General features: G+C 57.5%; 17 protein-coding genes. 12 read left to right on the forward strand and 5 right to left on the reverse strand.

Features of this window, described 5'->3' with window-relative positions; all coding sequences use genetic code 11:
* Positions 1-5: 5 nt before the first annotated feature.
* Positions 6-1,025, forward strand: coding sequence for a low-specificity L-threonine aldolase (ltaE, locus tag I6L34_RS19820; protein WP_216955210.1), 1,020 nt, complete (start codon positions 6-8; stop codon positions 1,023-1,025).
* 90 nt (positions 1,026-1,115) lie between these two features.
* Here ltaE and I6L34_RS19825 read toward each other — a convergent pair whose 3' ends face one another.
* From I6L34_RS19825 to I6L34_RS19835, 3 genes are read right to left on the reverse strand one after another with little or no spacing between them, the layout of a single operon-like run.
* Positions 1,116-1,547, reverse strand: a complete 432-nt coding sequence (locus I6L34_RS19825; RefSeq protein ID WP_005337175.1) for a PAS domain-containing protein — start codon at positions 1,545-1,547, stop codon at positions 1,116-1,118.
* A gap of 8 nt (positions 1,548-1,555) precedes the next feature.
* Positions 1,556-2,578 (reverse strand): response regulator, encoded by a 1,023-nt coding sequence (locus I6L34_RS19830; RefSeq protein ID WP_047438363.1) that lies wholly within the window; start codon positions 2,576-2,578, stop codon positions 1,556-1,558.
* 54 nt (positions 2,579-2,632) lie between these two features.
* On the reverse strand, positions 2,633-3,571 hold the full coding sequence (locus I6L34_RS19835; protein WP_005337171.1) for a LysR family transcriptional regulator: 939 nt from the start codon (positions 3,569-3,571) through the stop codon (positions 2,633-2,635).
* A gap of 861 nt (positions 3,572-4,432) precedes the next feature.
* Between I6L34_RS19835 and I6L34_RS19840 the strand changes: the two genes are divergently transcribed.
* The 5 genes from I6L34_RS19840 (at position 4,433) to I6L34_RS19860 (ending at position 10,395) form a co-directional block, all read left to right on the forward strand.
* Entirely contained in the window at positions 4,433-6,385 is a 1,953-nt protein-coding gene (locus I6L34_RS19840) for a bifunctional diguanylate cyclase/phosphodiesterase (RefSeq protein ID WP_013723827.1), read from the forward strand.
* Positions 6,386-6,528: 143 nt separating this feature from the next.
* Entirely contained in the window at positions 6,529-8,094 is a 1,566-nt protein-coding gene (locus I6L34_RS19845) for an AbgT family transporter (RefSeq protein ID WP_216955211.1), read from the forward strand.
* A 71-nt stretch (positions 8,095-8,165) separates the two neighbouring features.
* On the forward strand, positions 8,166-8,891 hold the full coding sequence (gene nfsA, locus I6L34_RS19850; protein WP_058057420.1) for an oxygen-insensitive NADPH nitroreductase: 726 nt from the start codon (positions 8,166-8,168) through the stop codon (positions 8,889-8,891).
* A gap of 191 nt (positions 8,892-9,082) precedes the next feature.
* Positions 9,083-9,847, forward strand: a complete 765-nt coding sequence (locus I6L34_RS19855) for a hypothetical protein (RefSeq protein WP_005337161.1) — start codon at positions 9,083-9,085, stop codon at positions 9,845-9,847.
* On the forward strand, positions 9,841-10,395 hold the full coding sequence (locus I6L34_RS19860; protein ID WP_216955212.1) for a VOC family protein: 555 nt from the start codon (positions 9,841-9,843) through the stop codon (positions 10,393-10,395). The genes I6L34_RS19855 and I6L34_RS19860 overlap by 7 nt, the downstream gene beginning before the upstream one ends.
* Positions 10,396-10,540: 145 nt before the next feature.
* Here the strand turns inward: I6L34_RS19860 and I6L34_RS19865 are convergent, their stop codons facing one another.
* Positions 10,541-11,764, reverse strand: a complete 1,224-nt coding sequence (locus tag I6L34_RS19865; protein WP_216955213.1) for an MFS transporter — start codon at positions 11,762-11,764, stop codon at positions 10,541-10,543.
* A 95-nt stretch (positions 11,765-11,859) separates the two neighbouring features.
* Here I6L34_RS19865 and I6L34_RS19870 point away from each other — a divergent pair, with 95 nt between their 5' ends.
* A complete protein-coding gene (locus tag I6L34_RS19870) occupies positions 11,860-12,735 on the forward strand; it encodes a LysR family transcriptional regulator (protein WP_005337156.1) in 876 nt (291 codons plus the stop codon).
* A gap of 63 nt (positions 12,736-12,798) precedes the next feature.
* The gene (locus I6L34_RS19875; RefSeq protein ID WP_216955214.1) at positions 12,799-13,755 is read left to right on the forward strand and encodes a LysR substrate-binding domain-containing protein; all 957 of its coding nucleotides are present in this window, start codon (positions 12,799-12,801) and stop codon (positions 13,753-13,755) included.
* A 70-nt stretch (positions 13,756-13,825) separates the two neighbouring features.
* Here I6L34_RS19875 and ribA read toward each other — a convergent pair whose 3' ends face one another.
* Positions 13,826-14,419, reverse strand: a complete 594-nt coding sequence (ribA, locus tag I6L34_RS19880) for a GTP cyclohydrolase II (protein ID WP_005351157.1) — start codon at positions 14,417-14,419, stop codon at positions 13,826-13,828.
* Positions 14,420-14,667: 248 nt separating this feature from the next.
* Between ribA and cmk the strand changes: the two genes are divergently transcribed.
* The 4 genes from cmk (at position 14,668) to I6L34_RS19900 (ending at position 17,945) form a co-directional block, all read left to right on the forward strand.
* Positions 14,668-15,360: a (d)CMP kinase gene (gene cmk, locus I6L34_RS19885; protein WP_019444698.1), complete on the forward strand. Its 693-nt coding sequence runs from the start codon at positions 14,668-14,670 to the stop codon at positions 15,358-15,360.
* Between the two features lie 94 nt (positions 15,361-15,454).
* A complete protein-coding gene (gene rpsA / locus I6L34_RS19890; RefSeq protein ID WP_005337148.1) occupies positions 15,455-17,125 on the forward strand; it encodes a 30S ribosomal protein S1 in 1,671 nt (556 codons plus the stop codon).
* 92 nt (positions 17,126-17,217) lie between these two features.
* Entirely contained in the window at positions 17,218-17,502 is a 285-nt protein-coding gene (ihfB, locus tag I6L34_RS19895; RefSeq protein ID WP_005299934.1) for an integration host factor subunit beta, read from the forward strand.
* Between the two features lie 158 nt (positions 17,503-17,660).
* Positions 17,661-17,945, forward strand: coding sequence for a LapA family protein (locus I6L34_RS19900; protein ID WP_005337143.1), 285 nt, complete (start codon positions 17,661-17,663; stop codon positions 17,943-17,945).
* Positions 17,946-17,950 lie beyond the last annotated feature (5 nt).

Below are 17,950 nucleotides of genomic sequence, written 5' to 3' on the forward strand. Positions count from 1 at the left end.
ATCTCATGCGCTATATCGATTTACGAAGTGACACCGTCACCCAGCCTACTGACGCCATGCGTCAAGCCATGCTCCACGCCGAAGTCGGTGACGATGTCTATGGTGAAGATCCGGGCGTCAACGAGCTGGAGGCCTTTGGGGCCAGATTGCTGGGCAAACAGGCGGCGCTGTTTGTGCCGTCCGGCACCATGTCCAATCTGTTGGCGGTGATGAGCCACTGTCAGCGCGGTGAGGGGGCCATCCTCGGCAACGCCGCTCACATCTATCGCTATGAAGCGCAGGGGAGTGCCGTGCTGGGCTCCGTAGCCCTGCAACCCTTGCCGATGCAGCGCGATGGCACGCTGGCATTCGATGATATCAAGGCTGCGCTGGCCCCTGATGATGCCCACTTCGTCCAGACTCGCCTGATCTGCCTTGAGAACACCCACAACGGCAAGGTGCTGCCGCTCTCCTATCTGCAGGAGATGGGGGCATTCGTTGCCGAGCGCGGCTTGAGGCTTCATCTCGATGGCGCCCGGCTCTTTAACGCCGCCGTGGCCAGCGAGACAGCGGCCGCGGTGATCGCCGCGCCGTTTGACAGCATCTCGATTTGTCTCTCCAAGGGGTTGGGCGCACCGGTGGGCTCGCTGCTGGTGGGCAGCCACGATTTCATCGCCCGTGCGCGCCGCCTGCGCAAGATGCTGGGAGGTGGCATGCGTCAGGCGGGCATTCTGGCGCAGGCCGGTCTGTTTGCCCTCGAGCAGCATGTGACTCGCCTGGCCGATGATCACCGCCGTGCCAAACGGCTGGCCGAAGGGTTGGCTGCACTGCCGGGCATCGAGATCGACCTCTCGCTGGTGCAGAGCAACATGGTGTTCCTGCGGCTGCATGAGGGGGAATCAGCCCCTCTGCTGGCCTTTATGAAGGAGCGGGGGATCCTCTTCTTCGGTTACGGCGAGCTGCGGCTGGTGACTCATCTGCAGATCAACGATGACGATATTGAAGAGGTGATCGACGCCTTCACCGAGTATCTCGGGGCGCGTTGAGGCGGCTCGGTGAGGTAGAGGTTATACCGAGACCTGTTTATACCGAAATAACAGAGGGCGCCGCGGCGCCCTCTGTTATTTGCTGCAAGCTCAAGCCTGTCGCTGGCCGCTCATCAGCATGGCCTCATCGGTGGCATCGTAGATCATCACCGCGATGTGGGTCACCTGACCGCCGAAATCGGCCAGTGGCACCAGGGTCAGGTTCTGGAACATATGGGGGGCCGAGCCGGTAATGGGGCGATAGTTGGAGAAACGTAGCAGATAGGGCTTCTGTTCCCAGGTGCTGAAGGCGCGGTTGTTGAGCTTGAAGACCATGTTGGCCTTGCGCTCGAACCAGGCTCTGTCCACATCGGGGAAGAGCTCGAACAGTACGCCATCGCGCACGTCACTGGCCAGTCGGCCGCTGTGGCTCTCCATAAAGCCGTTCCACACCTGTACCTTGTACTCCTTGTCGAGCACTACCAGGCCTACGTCCAGGTTCTGGACTATGTTCATCAACCAATGAAATTCACGGATTTCCATAGTCACTCCTAGAGCATGTGCATGATTTTGTTGTTCATGGTGGCGATGGAATCTTCGGTAAACAGCAGCAGCAGATCACACTGCACCGCGTAATCCTGGATCCGGTAGTTGATCTCGATGGCGAGCGTGCGGCGCCAGCGGCTCTTGTTGGTGTTGATCAGCTCGTTGATGGGTCTGTGTTGGCCGAGCACCACCGGGTGGCCCTGACTGAAGGGGGTGTCGAGCTGGTTGGCGTAGCCGCGCAGGAAGGCGCCGATCAGCACGTTGGCGGTATCCATCAACAGCTCCAGTTCGGCGGTGCGATCCAGCGTCCCCTGATGGTTCATCAGCTTGGCCAAATCTTTGAAGCTGGAGTCATGGAACAGGATCAGCGCTTCACCGGCGATCCCCGCTCCGATAAACCCCTGACAGACGGCGGAGAGGGTATCTGAATCCGCAGCGGCCGAGAGGGCCATATGCAACTCTGATACTTCCAGCACGTTGACGTTGGGGATAGGCAGTACCACGAAGGCGTTGAGCAGACGAGCCAGCAAGTCGGCCGCCTGACCCATGGAGACGTTGGCCAGCTCCTGATAGACATCGCGGATTTCGGGGGTGATCTTGACGCCAGCATCGGCTACAACGCCGTTTGGCTGCTGCTCGGGGGCGCTTGGTTGACCGCTCGGGGCGGCACTCCAGAAATCATGCTTTTTGAGCAGGGCGAGCAGGGTCTCGGGGGCGGCGGGTTTCTTGATGAAATCGAGCGCTCCCAGCCCCATGACCCGTTGATAGGCCTCTGGCTGGATATCCCCGGAGACTACGATCACCTTGTTGCGTAGACCCTCCCGTTGGAGGGTCTCCAGCACGCCGTAACCGTCCATTTCCGGCATGGTCAGATCGAGGAAGATGAGATCGCCATGACCCATCAGCACCTGTTCGATCCCTTCGAGACCATTGGCTGCGTAGTGCAAATCGACTTTCCAGTCGGCCGGGAGCGCCCGCGCCAGCTGTTTGCGGGCGAACCCGGAGTCATCACATATCAATACATTCATGGCGTTAGGCAGGCTCTGTTGGCAAGGGATGCTATAAGTGTGGCCCGCTAACGGTCAGATGCAATGGGTGAGGCTATCACCTTGTGAAAATTGGTTGTCCCACTGCCGATTGCGATAGCGTGCTGAGTATTTTTCAACAAATTCAACGAACATCTTAACACGCAACGGAGCGAACTGGTGCTGGCAACACAACATGTAGAAGGGGCGATTGCCGGTTTGCCAGTCGGTCAGTACCGGCACCAGCTGCTCGTCATGGAGGAAGCTGCTCAGATAGTGCAGCGGGGCGTTGACGATCCCCAGATGACGCCGGGCTGCACGTACCGCGGCCTGGGTCTGGTTGACGGTCAGTTTGGCGCTGCGTTTGATGCAGACGCTCTGGCCATCCTTGTCGGTCAGCTGCCAGTGCTGGTGAGGCCAGCAGTAGATCAGATCGTGCTCTTCCAGCTGGTTGGGATGGGAGGGGGTGCCCTTCTTGGTCAAATAGAGTGGTGAGGCAAACAGACCGTACTCGATATGGCCGAGACAGATCGCATTGGGCAGCGACTGGGGCAGCTCACCGTTGAAGAACACCAGATCCCGATCATTGTCGAACAGGTGCTGGTGATCATTGGTCTGGGTGATATCGAACTGTACCTCGGGATAGTGCAGTCCGAATTCGGCCAGCATATCGATGAGGATGGTGTTGGAGAGCGCGATGGGCGCAGCTATCCGGATAAGCCCGGTGATGTCGGCCTCTTGACCCTGGATCTCGCTGGTGGCCTGCTCGATTTGTGCGAGTGGCGTGCAGAGACGTTCGTAGTATCTGAGGCCATCATCGGTCAGGCGGAGCTTGCGGGTAGAGCGATGTAGCAGGGAGCAACCCAGTTGCTCTTCCAGCTGGGAAATGCGTCGACTGATGGTGCCTGTTGGCATGCCCAGTGCGGCTGCAGCGTGGGAGAATCCTCCCTCTTGCACCACCTTGACGAACAGGTAGAACTCTTCGATGTGCTTCATAAACGCTGTTCTGGGTGTAACAAGGGGGCAACCATAAAAAGAGCGTTCCGGGTTGGCAAGGGTAATTCAGCGTTTAATTGATCTGGATTCGATTTCTGTTGATACCAGTTCTCCACCCGCCCGTCATCTCAGTTTCCCCGAGCTGGTGATTATTCCGGCACGATGCCAAATGGTACTGCGGCAGTGATGTTTGCCATATCCCCTGATTTGTTCCGCTATAACCGCAGGCGAAGGCCGATATTGCAACCTGATGGAAGGGCGCCGGGTTGCTCTGCGTGCTCAGCCGGGGTGGTTTGTCATCCACAGCCAATGTGATGCAGATCATATATTCGGGTTTTGCTCATTGCCTGTTGAAAAATGAATTTGGGGTATATCAATTCCGCCTTAGTGAACTATTTTTGTCCGTTTTGGCGTTTTTTTGGCTGTTTATCCATCCGCTTGGTTAATTAATGGAAGCTTTGTGACAGAGAGTGATGACTATTTCCACCATTGATTTAAATGTTAATAACAAATTTATCGCAGCAAATATGCAATTGCTCTTTCAAGGTCTCGAGTGGATAGCTCTTAGTGCTTGTTTTTACTGGGGAAAAAAGTTAAAAATCGACTATATGATTTGCCTGGATTAACAGGGTCCTTGGCTGAGTCCTTTGTAGTATTGCCGTACAGGCTGCCCTGTTGTTGATATCTGAAATAGTTTTGTCCGCTCTTGGCTATGTGAAAAGGGATAATGGCCGAGAGGTATTTGCACCTTGCATTCTGCAGCTAGCGGTTTGCCAGATCTGTTTTCCGGTTAACCAGTGACCATCCAGCATGAATGACCTTGACCAGATGAATACGCTTGACGAACGGTTACTGAAGACGATGGATGTTCTGCATACCCCGATCTGGGTTTATGACATCGAGCATCACCATATTTTCTGGGCAAACAGCGCCGCGCTCTCCGTGTGGGAGGCGACGTCTCTCGACGAACTCTGCTCCCGCGACTTCTCTGCCGATATGGCAACCGCCATCGATCTGCTGCTGCAGCGCTATCTGGGTGATTTTCAGCAGGGGCGCAGTTACAACGAGTGGTGGACCCTCTCCCCAAAGGGGGTCAAGAAGCAGATCTATCTGCGCCTCTCCGGTATTCAACTGGCTGGCCGGCTGATGATGATGACCGAAGCGGTGCTCGACTCCGATACCCTCTATCAGGAGTCCTCGCTGGCAACCGGCGATACCCTTGCCTGCCTGTTCGATAGCCATGGTGTATTCGAGAGTGGCAACTATCACTTCGAAATGTGTTTCGGCCACCAGATCGCCAAGCTCTCCCAGGTTTTCTCCGGCAATGATGACAGCTTCTACCAGAAGCTCTCCCGTCTCGATGAAGTGGTGACCGAGGGGGAGTGCCGTACCCTCAAGGGGATGCGCTGGTTCCAGTATCAGTTCCGCTATATCCAGCAGGGGGCCCGCATTCTGCTCACCATGCGCGATATTACCGATCGCAAACTCGAAGAGCTGGAGCATCGCCACCTCGCCTGGCACGACTCCCTGACCGGCCTGCTCAATCGGTATGGCTTGATGAAATCCCTTGAGGCCTATTGCGGGCTGGGGGAGCGTTTCGCGTTGGTGTTCATGGATCTGGACAACTTCAAGCTGGTCAACGACAACTACGGCCACAAGGCGGGAGATCGCCTGCTGGAGCGGGTCGCCGGTCGCCTCAAACAGATTTGCCCGCGGGATGTGGAGCTGGCTCGCCTCGGTGGCGATGAGTTCACCGCACTGGTGCCGCTGGGCAATCAGGGGGATCGGGCGCAAGAGGTGGCCGATCAGATGCTCTCCCAGATGACCAAGCCGCTGCAACTGAGCGGGCTGCCGGAGGTGACCATTGGCGGCAGTATCGGTATCGCCATCTATCCCGATGATGCGGATGACGGTGACAACCTCATCACCCGTGCCGATATGGCCATGTATCAGGCAAAGCAGATGGGGCGGCTGCGCTGGCAGCGTTTCACCCCCAGCATGCAACAGACCCTGCAGCGCAAGCTCAATCTCAAACAGTTTCTGGCCAAGGCCATCGGCCGTCAGGAGCTGAGCCTCTGTTACCAGCCGCAGGTCGATGCCGCCAAACGGCGTCTGATCGGTTACGAGGCGCTGCTGCGCTGGTACAACCCGGTGCTCGGCCATGTCTCGCCGGTGGAATTTATCCCGCTGGCCGAAGAGATGGGGCTGATCCGCGAGATCGGCAGTTGGGTGCTCTCCACCGCGCTGGCACAGGTAGCCAGCTGGCAGAAGCGCTTCCATCAGCGGGTGCCGGTCTCCGTCAACCTCTCCGGTTTCCAGCTCTCGTCGGCGTTGCCCGGGCAAGTTCGCCAGCAGCTGGAGCTGCACGGGGTGGATGCCTCCCTGTTGACGCTGGAGCTGACCGAAACCGTGCTGATGCTCGATATGAAGGGGTGCCTCGGCATTCTCGACGATTTGAGCGAGCAGGGGATCAAGATTGCCATCGATGATTTCGGTACCGGCTACTCCTCGCTGGCCTATCTCAACCGGTTGCCGATCAACAACATCAAGCTGGATCGCTCCTTCGTGGTCGGCCTCAACTTGCCGGTGATCCGGGCGACTGCGGCCATGGCCACCAATCTGGGGTTGGGGATCATGGCGGAAGGGGTGGAGGAGCCTCACGAGCTGGCTGCACTGCAGACCCAGGGGTGCCATGTGTTCCAGGGATATCTGTTCAGCAAGCCGCTGACTGTGGCGCAAGTCGAGGCGAGCGGTTTCGTGGTGGAGTGCCAGGTCGGGCGTTATCCACTGCTAGATGCCGTAATGGCAGAGTAACAAGTGTGCGTTAGGCCACAACTTGGAATTTTATTCCGCAATATTTAATCAAAATTAATCATTCTTTTGCGATCGGTCATGAGACGGATTGGCTGGAGTTGCTAGCATGCGACCTCGTTTCTAGGGAAAGGAGTATCGCAATAATGAGTCATGCTACTGTCAATGACCGTCCGGCCAGCCCTCCCAAGGGTTGGCTGAACCGTTTTCTCAATGGCGTCGAGAAAGCCGGGAACAAATTACCCGACCCCGCCATGCTGTTCCTCTACGCCTTGCTGATCGTCTGGGTCGGCTCCTGGGTGTTGTCACAATTCCAGTTTGATCTGGTCAACCCCCGTACCGGGGAGGCGGTAGTGGTCAACAACCTGCTGACCGGTGCCGGTCTGGCCGAGTTTCTCTCTACCATGGTCACCACCTTTACCGGCTTTGCCCCGCTGGGGATCGTGCTGGTGGCCATGCTCGGGGTCGGGGTGGCCGAGCAGTCCGGTTTTATCAATACCGGTCTGAAAAAGTTGCTGAAAGTGACGCCTGCCCGTTTTCTCACTCCCATGCTGATCCTGGTAGCGATCGTCAGCCATACTGCCGCAGATGCGGGTTATGTGCTGGTGATCCCCATCGGTGGCATCATCTTTCACGCTGCCGGACGCCATCCGCTGGCGGGGATCGCCGCTGCATTTGCCGGCGTTTCCGGCGGTTTTGCCGCCAACTTCCTGCCCTCCGGCGGGGATGCGCTGCTGCAGGGTTTTACCCAGTCCGCCGCTCAGTTGCTCGATCCTGACTACATGGTCAACACCCTGTGCAACATCATCTTTACCGGTGCATCTTCATTGCTGATCATCTGCGTCGGTTGGTTCATCACCGAAAAGGTGGTGGAGCCGCGCCTCAAACACGTGGCGCTCAACGAGGATCTGGAGAGTGCCGACGAGATGGGGCGCTACAGCGCGCAAGAGAGCCGTGCCTTCAACTGGGCCGGGTTTGCCATGCTGGCGGCTATCGTGCTGCTGGCGCTGGCGCTCTCCCCGAGCGATTCACCGCTGCGTGCTGCCGATGGCTCCCTGACCACCTTCGCCGCGCCGGTGATGAAGTCCATTGTGCCGCTCATCTTCCTGCTCTTTATCCTGCCCGGGATTGTCTACGGCTTTGTCGCAGGCAGCTTCAAGAGTGGCAAGGATGTGATCGACGCCATGTCGGCCACCATGAACAAGATGGGCTCCTACATGGTGATGGCCTTCTTCTGCGCGCTCTTTATCAAGGCGTTTGGTGACTCCAATCTAGGCACCCTGCTGGCCCTCTCTGGCGCCGAAGTGCTCCATGCACTGGCGCTGCCCGGTGAAGTGACCATCGTCGGAATGATCCTGCTCACCGCCAGCGTCAATCTGGTGGTGGGATCGGCCTCGGCCAAGTGGGCGCTGATCAGCCCGATCCTGGTGCCGATGCTGATGGCGGTGGGGATCTCCCCCGAGCTGACCCAGGCAGCCTATCGGGTCGGGGATTCCGCCTCCAACATCATCACCCCGCTGATGGTCTTCTTCCCGCTGGTGGTGGTTTATTGCCAGCAGTATGTGAAGAGCACCGGGATCGGTACTCTGGTCTCCATGATGCTGCCGTACTCGCTGGCCTTCCTGGTGAGCTGGACCATCTTCCTGCTGCTTTACTGGGAGCTCGGCTTCCCGCTCGGGTTGCAAGCCCCTTACGTCTATCCGGCCCCTTAAGCCGGGTGTGCGAGGGAGCCTTGGGCTCCCTCGTTTTTTTCGCTATGGTGTTACCTCATTTTGGAGGTGCCATGAATCAGACCATCGATCTTATCCTTTCCCATCGCTCCATTCGCCAGTTCACTGCCGAGCCGATCGTCCCGCAGCAGCTGGATGCCATTCTCGCCGCCGCCCAGTCTGCCTCGACCTCGAGCTTCTTGCAGGTGACCAGCATTGTGCGAGTCAGCGAGCCCGAGGCGCGTCAGCAGCTGGCCGTGCTGGCGGGCAATCAGCCTTATGTAGTGCAGGCAGCCGAGTTTCTGGTGTTCTGCGCCGATTACCATCGTCACAGCCAGATCGTGCCCGAGGCCCAGACCGGTTATGCGGAGCAGCTGCTGATCGGTGCCATCGACGGCGCCCTGATGGCGCAAAACGCCTTGCTGGCGGCCCAGTCGCTGGGGCTGGGCGGGGTCTATATCGGCGGCATTCGCAACCATCCGGCCGAGGTGAGCGAACTGCTCGGCTTGCCCCATCAGGTGATCCCGCTGTTTGGCCTCTGCCTTGGTCATCCTGCCCAGCAGCCGGAACAGAAACCCCGTCTGCCCAGGGGATTGGTGGTGTATCAGGAGCGCTACCAGCACGAGCTGGATCGCGACCTGCTGGCCCGGTACGATCAGCAGATCGCGGACTACTATCAGGCTCGCAGCAGCAACAACAAACAGCAGACCTGGAGTGGCCAGATCCGCGCCATTCTGGGCAAGGAGTCCCGCCCTTTCATGCTGGGGTTCCTGCAATCGCGGGGCTTTAACCTCAAGTAATGGCGCTGATGGGCGATACTATGGGGAGGTGACCGTCATGGTCATCATCCCCTGATCCTGCAATCTCTCCCTGAGACCGGGGGCACAGCTTGGTGACAAATCGTGGGCAAGGGGGGATCTGCAGGCTACCTTAAGTGGGTAAGCTGTTGTAGGATCACGCAATTGGATAGGAACAGGGGTTTGGACATCCTATGATTTTAACTTTGGTATTGCTGTCTATCGGCGCACTCCTGTTTTTGGTTATCGCCTATAACGTGGTGCAGCAATATAAGCAGAAGGCAGAGGCGGACAAGCGTCACGCCGTTGCCAGACACAAGACGGTGGCCGACGAGACCGAAGAGGTGCTGCTGAACGTCAATCTGGTGCCTTTCTCCAAGAACATGGTGTTGCTGTTGCAGCACCGGATCCTCGATGCCTATCGCGCTATCGCCCAGGTGATGCCGAACAATCAGATCAAGCAGCGCATCGTTGATGTGCAGACCCAGATCAAGAATGTGCAGGAGAACTACAGCGTGCAGGATGAGGGGCAGTTCAAGACCCCGGAGTCCGATCGTCAGGCGATCCAGATGCTGCAGCTGGTCAAGAAGATGCGGGCCGTGCTGCGGGTCGAGCACAACAAGGGCAAGATTGACCCTCAGGGGTTTGCCCAGGAAGAGCGCCGCCTCGAGCTGATGCAGCTCAAGATCAACATCTCCAATCTGGTCAAGCGGGCGATGGATGCTCGCATTCAGGGCCAATATGGCACTTGCCGCCAGCTCTATACCAAGGGACTCTCTGCCATGGCGAGCGTGGGCGACAAGGATCCCTATCTGCTGGCTCGTGAAGAGGATATGCGTCAGGGGCTCAAGGAGCTTGAAGAGCTGCAGCAGCAAAACAGTGCGCAGGATCTGCAAAACATCAAGGACAAGGAAGCCGACGAGCTCGATGTCCTGTTTCAACCCAAGAAGAAATGGTAAGCATGTCCCACCCACTCGATTCCACACTGGGGCCAATGGCCCCATTTGTTTCTCAGCTGTTGGCCGAACTGGCCGCCACTGGCGTCACAATTTCACAGCCAACGGTCGATCACCTCTGTTATCGGGCGGCAACCCTGCAGGAGTACCGCGCGCTATGTGCTGTGCTGGCTGAGGCGGGTACCTTGCTGGTGGAGGGTATAATTGGCGGACGTCCTATCGCCACTTATCAGTTGCATCAGCCGCTGTTGGCTGGTGAGGTACAGGTACCCTGTATCGAGCTGGCTGCACCGAAACCGGGTCGCGTCCATCAGGCTGGGCTGGAACATATCGAGCTGGTGGTCGCTTCACTGCAAGATCTGGTAGTGCGCTATCCCGAGCTGCCATTCAAAACCGGCAACATGCAGGATACCCGAAACCCCGATATTGGCCTGATGTTGCCCTCCGGCCAGATCAAGTTTCACCTGCGCCCGCTGGCTGAGGTGATCGCCGAAGAGGTGGCGACCGACGCTGTGGTCTCGGTGCCTGCGGATTATTTCGATCAGGAGTGATCCTGCGCTCAATGCGGTGCGGGCCTGACAGGCTCTTGAATAACGCAGCAAAAGGGGTCACCGGTGTGACCCCTTTTGTTATCTGGCGGTGCTGGGTTGCGAGATCGCCATCTGCTCGTGGGTGACCCTGTTTGCGCTGAGCCTGTTACCCGTGTCGGTGGGGTTGCTGGGCGGGCAGTGGCGATTGGCTTCGCTGCTTGAGACGGCCGAGCCAGAGGCTCAAGCCTGCCGTCAGGATGAGGACCAGTTCAATTCCCATGACCAGACCGCCCAGCTCGCCTTGCTCCCAGAAGGGGTGCAGGTAAAGTCCCCCCAGACTCGCCCCCAGATAGTAGGCCACCAGATAGAGGGAGGAGGCGAGGGCCCGGTTGTGTTCGACATGATGACCCACCCAGGCACTGGCGCAGGCGTGTGCCAGGAAAAAACCGAAGCTGGAGACCAGCAAGCCACTCAGGATCCCGAGCAGGCTAGCTTGCAGCAGCCACAGACTGCCGAGGGCCATCAGGGCGATCCCGACCAGCAGCATCCGTTGTGCCCCCCAGCGGTTGGCAAAGCGGCCGCTCAGTGAGGAGGCCACCGTCCCCGAGAGATAGGTGAGAAACAGCATGCCGAGCCACTGGGTGGGCAAGGAGAAAGGAGGCTTTGCCAGCAGGAAGGTGAGATAACTGAACTGGTTCAGAAACACCATAAAGTTGAGCCCGCCGATAAGGTAAGCCCCTACCAGCAAGGGATTGGTCAAGTGTTGCTGCAAGGCGCGAGCAAATTGGCCGCGAACGGGGGCGCTCGCCACAAAGCGGGTCTGATGGGGCAGCAGCCAGAAGACCAGCGGCAGCAGTAACAGGCTGATTACACCGATCCCCAGAAAGGTATGCTGCCAGTCGCCAAACCAGCCCGCCAACAGACCGCCGACCACCCGACCGGCAATGCCACCGAGGGAGTTGGCGGCAATATAGACCCCCACCGCCGAGAGCAGCGCCCGTTTGCTGAACTCTTCCCCCATATAGGCAATCGCGGTCGCGGGCAGCCCTGCCAGCAGCGCGCCCTGCAGGATGCGTAGCAGCAGCAGGGTACCAAACTGCTCAACCAGCGGGATTAACAGTGAGAGCAGGATCGCCAGGGTGAGTGTCCCCAGCATGACTTGCCGACGGCCATGGCGATCCGCCAGTCTGGCGCAGATCAGCAGGGAGGCGGCGAGGCCTGCAGTGCATCCTGCCAGGGTCCAGCTGGCCGAGAGGGAGTTGACCGAGTAGACCTCGGCGATCAGGGGCAACAGGGGATGGGTCTGGTAGAGGTTCAGAAACACCAGAAAGGAGCCCAGGCTGAGGGCCAGGGTTGCACGTATCCACTCGCGACTTCCAACTTCAATCATTGCGTATTGTCCTGACTACTTTTGGTCAGGGTAGAGTCCTTGCGGTTATAAATATAATATATTTAAGTTATCCATCTCATAAGATGAATTGATACATGGATCTGAAACAGCTCACCTATCTGCTGGCGGTCAGGGATGCCGGCTCATTTACCAAGGCAGCCAATAGCTTGCACGTGGCGCAACCGGCCATCAGCATGGCCATTGCCAAACTGGAGCAGCAGCTCGAATTGCGGCTGTTTGATCGACAGGATCGGGCGGTACGGCTCACCCCGGAGGGAGAGGTGCTCTGTCGCCATGCCGAGCGTCTGTTGCTGCAGATGCATCAGGCCGAGGCCGAGATGGCCGAGCTCAAGGGGCTGGAGCGGGGGGAAGTGCGGATCGGGATCCCCTACATGATGGGCTCCTACTATTTCCCCCCTCGTCTGATGGCCTTCAAGCACCGCTACCCCGGCCTCAAGATCCGGGTCGAAGAGGCCGGCACCCGTGAGCTGCTCAGCCGGATGGTGGATGGCTCCCTCGATCTGGCCATTCTCATCACCAGTGATCTCCCCCCCGCCATCGAGGGGGCACATCTGCTGAGTGAAGAGATGTTGATGGTGGTGGGGGACGATCACCCCCTGCGCGGTGAACCAGCCGTCACCCTCTCGCAGTTCTTTGCTCAGGAGCTGGCGCTGTTTCGCCGCGGCTTTTATCACCGGGAGCATATGGAGGCGCTGGCCCAGAGCCTTGGCGTTGAACCCGATATCGCCTTCGAGAGCAATCTTATCCCTCTGCTCAAGGCGGTGGTGCGGCAAGGTTTTGCGGTGACAACCTTCTTGCGGATGGTGCTGGAAGAGGAGCCGGATCTGAGTGGCGTGCCCTTCGACCCGCCCATCTACCTCGACCTCTGTGTGGCGTGGCGGCGTGGCGATCCGCTCTCCATGGCCAACCGTGCCTTGCGTGATTTCCTACTCAAGGAGCGCCCGGCCTGATGGCGGCGGGTCATTGCTGAAAGTTTGTTACTATTAACGGTGGGTTCGCTTGAGGGCTACACCATGAAACTGCAGCAATTGCGCTATATCGTCGAGGTGGCGAACCACAGGCTGAATCTGTCGGCCACCGCCGAGAGCCTCTTTACCTCCCAGCCCGGGATCAGCAAACAGGTGCGGATGCTGGAGGATGAGCTGGGGATCCAGATCTTCGAGCGCAGCGGCAAACACCTGACCCAGATCACCCCCATAGGTCGGGACGTGATCAAAGTGGCCGCGGAGGTGCTGGACAAGGTCGCCACCATCAAGGTCATGGCCAGGCAGCATGTGCATCCGGAGCAGGGAACTCTCACCATTGCCGCTACTCATCTGCAAGCCCGTTATATTCTGCCCGCCATCCTCAAGGGTTTCATGGCCCGCTTTCCCAAAGTTGCCGTAACTGTGATGCAGGGGAGTGCGGCGCAGTGCCGCGCAGCCGTGCATGATGGCGCTGCCGATCTGCTGCTGGCGGATGAACCGGAGGATGGGAGCGATCTGCTTGTGCTCCCCTCTTTTCAGTGGCAACGGGGCTTGGTGCTGCCAAAGGAGCATCTGTTGGCCAAAGCAACATCGCTGACCCCGGCCGAGCTGGTGGAATTTGCATTGGTGACCGATGGAAGGGGTCTCTTCACAGCTCATGGCACTGATTGCGCTCATGCCGAGAGCCGGATCGCCTGCTGTGCGAGCGACAGCGATGTGCTCAAGACCTATGTCAGACAAGGGATGGGCATCGGGGTTATGGCAACTTTTGCCTGGGAGCCCCAGCGCGATGGCGATCTGGTGCTCAAAACGGCGCCCTGGCTACCAGGCGGTGTGGCCGCTATCGGGTTGCGCAGAGGGGCATTTTTATGCGGCTATCTCTACGATCTGATTGAACGTCTCGCGCCGCAATTGACCCGCGAGCGGGTCGAACAATACTGTGCTGCCCGCACTGGCGAAGAGCTTGAAGCTCTGCTGGCCAATCTGACCGTACCACAGCGATAGCTAGGGGCGTCCCAAGAAAAACGCCTCCGTTCGGGAGGCGTTTGACTATCTGTAATTTGTCAATGCAGGCTCACTTCTTCAGCATATGATCCAGCTTGTTGGCCTTGGTCGACAGATAGAACTCGTTGTGGGGATTGCGCCCTTCCTGTAACGGTACCCGTTCGGCCACCGGAATACCGAAGGATTCCATGGCTTTCATCTTGCGCGGGTTGTTGGTCATCAGTTTGAGAGACTTGACCTCAAGCTGCTTGAGCATATCGGCGCAGATGGTGTAGTCGCGCATATCGGCGGCGAAACCAAGGGCAACGTTGGCTTCCACGGTATCGGCCCCCTGATCCTGCAGGTGATAGGCGCGGATCTTGTTGAGCAAGCCGATGCCACGGCCCTCTTGACGCACATACAGCAACACGCCACGACCGGCTTTGGCGATATTCTCCATGGCCGCCTGCAACTGGAAACCGCAGTCACAACGCAGGCTGAACAGGGCGTCGCCGGTCAGGCACTCTGAGTGGATCCGGCCCAGCACGGGCTCGTCACCGGTAATGTCGCCCATCACCAGTGCGGCGTGGTCTTTGCCTGTGCCGGTTTCCTGAAAACCTACCAGCGTGAAGGTGCCCCAGGGGGTTGGCAATTTGGATTTGGCCACGAGGGTAACGCTGCTCATAGGTTGCTCCTTACTACTAACGGCTCAAAAAAGGGGGCCAGTTTAGCGCGCCTTGTCAGGAACGACCATAAGAACAAGTCCCTGCATTGCTTAATGAAATCTCCAAATGAGATACAAGCACAGCTGTCCGGCGGGGTTTTGGCCCTTTGTGCGGATTGATGACTGCCAGGCTCACCACATTCGGGTATAATCGGCGCCCATTAACCCACCCCTTCGGGATGGGAGCAACACAGTGCAGGAGAGAAGTTATGCCTCAGATGGCCCCCGTAATGACAATTGATGGCCCCAGTGGTGCAGGTAAAGGCACCTTGTGTCAGCTGCTTGCTGAGAAGCTGGGTTGGCACTTGCTGGACTCGGGCGCCATCTATCGGGTGTTGTCCCTGGCCGCCCTGCATCACGATGTAGAGCTGGACAGTGAAGCCTCACTGGTGCCACTGGCTGCCAATCTGGATGTGCAATTTCAGGTTGAGGGCGATCTGGTCAAGGTGATCCTGGAAGGGGAAGATGTCTCCCGCACCATCCGCACCGAAGAAGTGGGTAATGCTGCCAGTAAAATCGCCGCCTTCCCCCGGGTGCGCGAAGCATTGTTGCGCCGTCAACGTGCTTTTCGTCAGGCTCCGGGTCTGATTGCCGATGGTCGTGACATGGGCACAGTTGTTTTCCCCGAGGCCGAGGTGAAGATTTTCCTCGACGCCAGTGCCGAAGAACGGGCCCAGCGTCGCTATAAGCAGTTGCAAGATAAGGGCTTTGATGTTAACTTTGAGCGTCTTTTAACCGAGATTCGGGAACGTGACGATCGCGACAGAAATCGCGCTACTGCACCCCTGAAACCGGCAGAAGATGCTCTGGTGGTAGACTCTACCGCCATGACCATAGATGAAGTACTGGCAACAGTACTCGCCTATGCAGAGCAACAACTTGGTGATGCCAGCGCAAGCTGACATCCGGTCGTCTGCACCAAGGATGGCGCAGATTATTTAAAACAGCCCCGCTTGTGCCGGATTGCAAGTGGATGTTTCATTTGTGACATAAACAATGATCGAATCTTTTGCTCAACTCTTTGAAGAGTCCCTGAACGCCGTTGAAACCCGTCAAGGTTCCATCGTCAAGGGTACTGTCGTTGCTATCGAGAACGGTTTTGTACTGGTTGACGCCGGTCTGAAATCCGAGTCCGCTATCCCGGCTGAAGAATTCAAGAACGCCATGGGCGAGCTGGAAATCAACGTCGGCGACACCGTTGACGTGGCTCTGGACTCTATCGAAGATGGTTTCGGCGAAACCAAGCTGTCCCGCGAAAAAGCCAAGCGCCACGAAGCCTGGCTGCAGCTTGAAAAAGCTTACGAAGAGCAAGCTACCGTTATCGGTATCATCAACGGCAAGGTCAAGGGTGGTTTCACCGTTGAACTGAACGGCATCCGTGCCTTCCTGCCGGGTTCTCTGGTTGACGTGCGTCCGATCCGTGACACCGCTCACCTGGAAAACAAAGAACTCGAGTTCAAAGTCATCAAGCTGGACCAGAAGCGCAACAACGTTGTTGTTTCCCGTCGTGCCGTGATCGAGACCGAGAACACCTCCGAGCGCGAAAGCCTGCTGGCTAACCTGCAAGAAGGTCAAGAAGTTAAGGGTATCGTCAAGAACCTGACCGACTACGGTGCATTCGTAGATCTGGGCGGTGTTGACGGCCTGCTGCACATCACCGACATGGCGTGGAAGCGCGTTAAGCATCCTTCCGAAATCGTCAACGTTGGCGACGAGATCGCTGTCAAGGTTCTGAAGTTCGACCGCGAGCGTACCCGTGTATCCCTGGGTCTGAAGCAGCTGGGCGAAGATCCCTGGGTTGCTATCGCCAAGCGTTACCCGGAGACCACCCGTCTGTCTGGCCGCGTGACTAACCTGACCGACTACGGCTGCTTCGTTGAAATCGAAGAAGGCGTTGAAGGCCTGGTACACGTATCCGAGATGGATTGGACCAACAAGAACATCCACCCGTCCAAAGTTGTTAACGTTGGCGACGTGGTTGACGTGATGGTTCTGGACATCGACGAAGAGCGTCGTCGTATCTCCCTGGGTCTGAAGCAGTGCAAATCCAACCCGTGGCAGCTGTTTGCCGAAACTCACGCCAAAGGCGACCGTGTTTCCGGCAAGATCAAGTCCATCACTGACTTCGGTATCTTCATCGGTCTGGATGGCGGCATCGACGGCCTGGTTCACCTGTCTGACATCTCCTGGAACAACCAGGGCGAAGAAGCCGTGCGTGAATTCAAGAAAGGCGACGAGATCGAAGCCGTTGTTCTGCAAGTGGATCCGGAGCGTGAGCGCATCTCCCTGGGTGTCAAGCAGATCGAAGAAGACCCGTTCAACAAGTACCTGGCTGACAACAAGAAAGGTGCTATTGTGAAGGGTAAGGTTACCGAGGTTGATGCCAAAGGTGCCGTTATCGAACTGGCTGATGGCGTAGAAGGCTACCTGCGTGCCTCCGACGCTGCTCGTGACCGCGTAGAAGACGCCACTCTGGTGCTGTCTGTTGGTGACGAAGTTGAAGCTAAATTCATGGGCGTTGATCGTAAGAACCGCACCGTAAGCCTGTCTGTCCGTGCTAAGGACGAGGCTGATGAGCGTGTTGCTATCGATAACCTGAACCAGCAAGAAGAAGTTGTGTTCAGCAATGCTATGATGGAAGCGTTCAAAGCCGCCAAGGGTGAGTAATCCTTGATGCAAGAAAAGGGCGGCATTGCGCCGCCCTTTTTTATCCTGGCAAAATGAATATTGCATGTGATCGGGGAAGGAGATTTAACGTTATGACCAAATCAGATCTCATCGAACAACTGGCAGCCAGCCGCATGCATATGCCGGCCAAGGATGTCGAAGCCGCCATCAAGGAGATCCTTGAGCAGATGGCGTCGACCTTGCAAAACGGCGACCGGATTGAAATCCGCGGATTTGGCAGTTTTTCACTGCACTATCGTGCCCCCCGTGTGGGCCGCAACCCCAAGACTGGGGACAAGGTTGAACTGACCGGGAAATATGTCCCGCACTTCAAACCTGGTAAAGAGTTGCGCGAGCGCGTCAACATCATTGAATAATGCAGAAATGGGCATACCTCGGGTATGCCTTTTTTCTTTTTGGCACCGATTCCTGTGCCAATCGTCTTGTTTCTTAAACTCTTTTCCCATTCACTCTAGAGTCTGCCTGCGATTTTAAGGATAATCAGCCTCTCATTAGATACTGACAGGGAGCTCTTATGAAGCGTATTTTGGCCCTCATTCCGCTGGTGCTGGTGTTTGTTCTGACCCTGGCGCTGGGCTCACAAAATGGCCAGCTGGTTCAGTTCAATTACCTGATCGCTCAGGGTGAGTTTTCGCTTGCCATGCTGTTGGGCTTCTTCTTCGCTGGCGGTTTTTTGCTGGGCTGGCTGGTATTCGGCCTGCTGTTCCTGCGCCTGAAAATGCAAAACCGCACCCTCAACCGCACCATGCGTCGTCAATCCCGCGAGTTGGAGCTGGCCCGGTCACCGGGTAAGGAATAATGTTC

Source organism: Aeromonas sp. FDAARGOS 1404 (genome assembly GCF_019047085.1).
GTDB lineage: Bacteria > Pseudomonadota > Gammaproteobacteria > Enterobacterales > Aeromonadaceae > Aeromonas > Aeromonas veronii.

Coding starts and splice junctions, on each gene's coding strand:
- ltaE (WP_216955210.1), top strand. CDS start 6: ATGCGCTATATCGATTTACGAAGTGACACCGTCACCCAGCCTACTGAC.
- I6L34_RS19825 (WP_005337175.1), bottom strand. CDS start 1,547: ATGGAAATCCGTGAATTTCATTGGTTGATGAACATAGTCCAGAACCTG.
- I6L34_RS19830 (WP_047438363.1), bottom strand. CDS start 2,578: ATGAATGTATTGATATGTGATGACTCCGGGTTCGCCCGCAAACAGCTG.
- I6L34_RS19835 (WP_005337171.1), bottom strand. CDS start 3,571: ATGAAGCACATCGAAGAGTTCTACCTGTTCGTCAAGGTGGTGCAAGAG.
- I6L34_RS19840 (WP_013723827.1), top strand. CDS start 4,433: ATGGATGTTCTGCATACCCCGATCTGGGTTTATGACATCGAGCATCAC.
- I6L34_RS19845 (WP_216955211.1), top strand. CDS start 6,529: ATGAGTCATGCTACTGTCAATGACCGTCCGGCCAGCCCTCCCAAGGGT.
- nfsA (WP_058057420.1), top strand. CDS start 8,166: ATGAATCAGACCATCGATCTTATCCTTTCCCATCGCTCCATTCGCCAG.
- I6L34_RS19855 (WP_005337161.1), top strand. CDS start 9,083: ATGATTTTAACTTTGGTATTGCTGTCTATCGGCGCACTCCTGTTTTTG.
- I6L34_RS19860 (WP_216955212.1), top strand. CDS start 9,841: ATGGTAAGCATGTCCCACCCACTCGATTCCACACTGGGGCCAATGGCC.
- I6L34_RS19865 (WP_216955213.1), bottom strand. CDS start 11,764: ATGATTGAAGTTGGAAGTCGCGAGTGGATACGTGCAACCCTGGCCCTC.
- I6L34_RS19870 (WP_005337156.1), top strand. CDS start 11,860: ATGGATCTGAAACAGCTCACCTATCTGCTGGCGGTCAGGGATGCCGGC.
- I6L34_RS19875 (WP_216955214.1), top strand. CDS start 12,799: ATGAAACTGCAGCAATTGCGCTATATCGTCGAGGTGGCGAACCACAGG.
- ribA (WP_005351157.1), bottom strand. CDS start 14,419: ATGAGCAGCGTTACCCTCGTGGCCAAATCCAAATTGCCAACCCCCTGG.
- cmk (WP_019444698.1), top strand. CDS start 14,668: ATGCCTCAGATGGCCCCCGTAATGACAATTGATGGCCCCAGTGGTGCA.
- rpsA (WP_005337148.1), top strand. CDS start 15,455: ATGATCGAATCTTTTGCTCAACTCTTTGAAGAGTCCCTGAACGCCGTT.
- ihfB (WP_005299934.1), top strand. CDS start 17,218: ATGACCAAATCAGATCTCATCGAACAACTGGCAGCCAGCCGCATGCAT.
- I6L34_RS19900 (WP_005337143.1), top strand. CDS start 17,661: ATGAAGCGTATTTTGGCCCTCATTCCGCTGGTGCTGGTGTTTGTTCTG.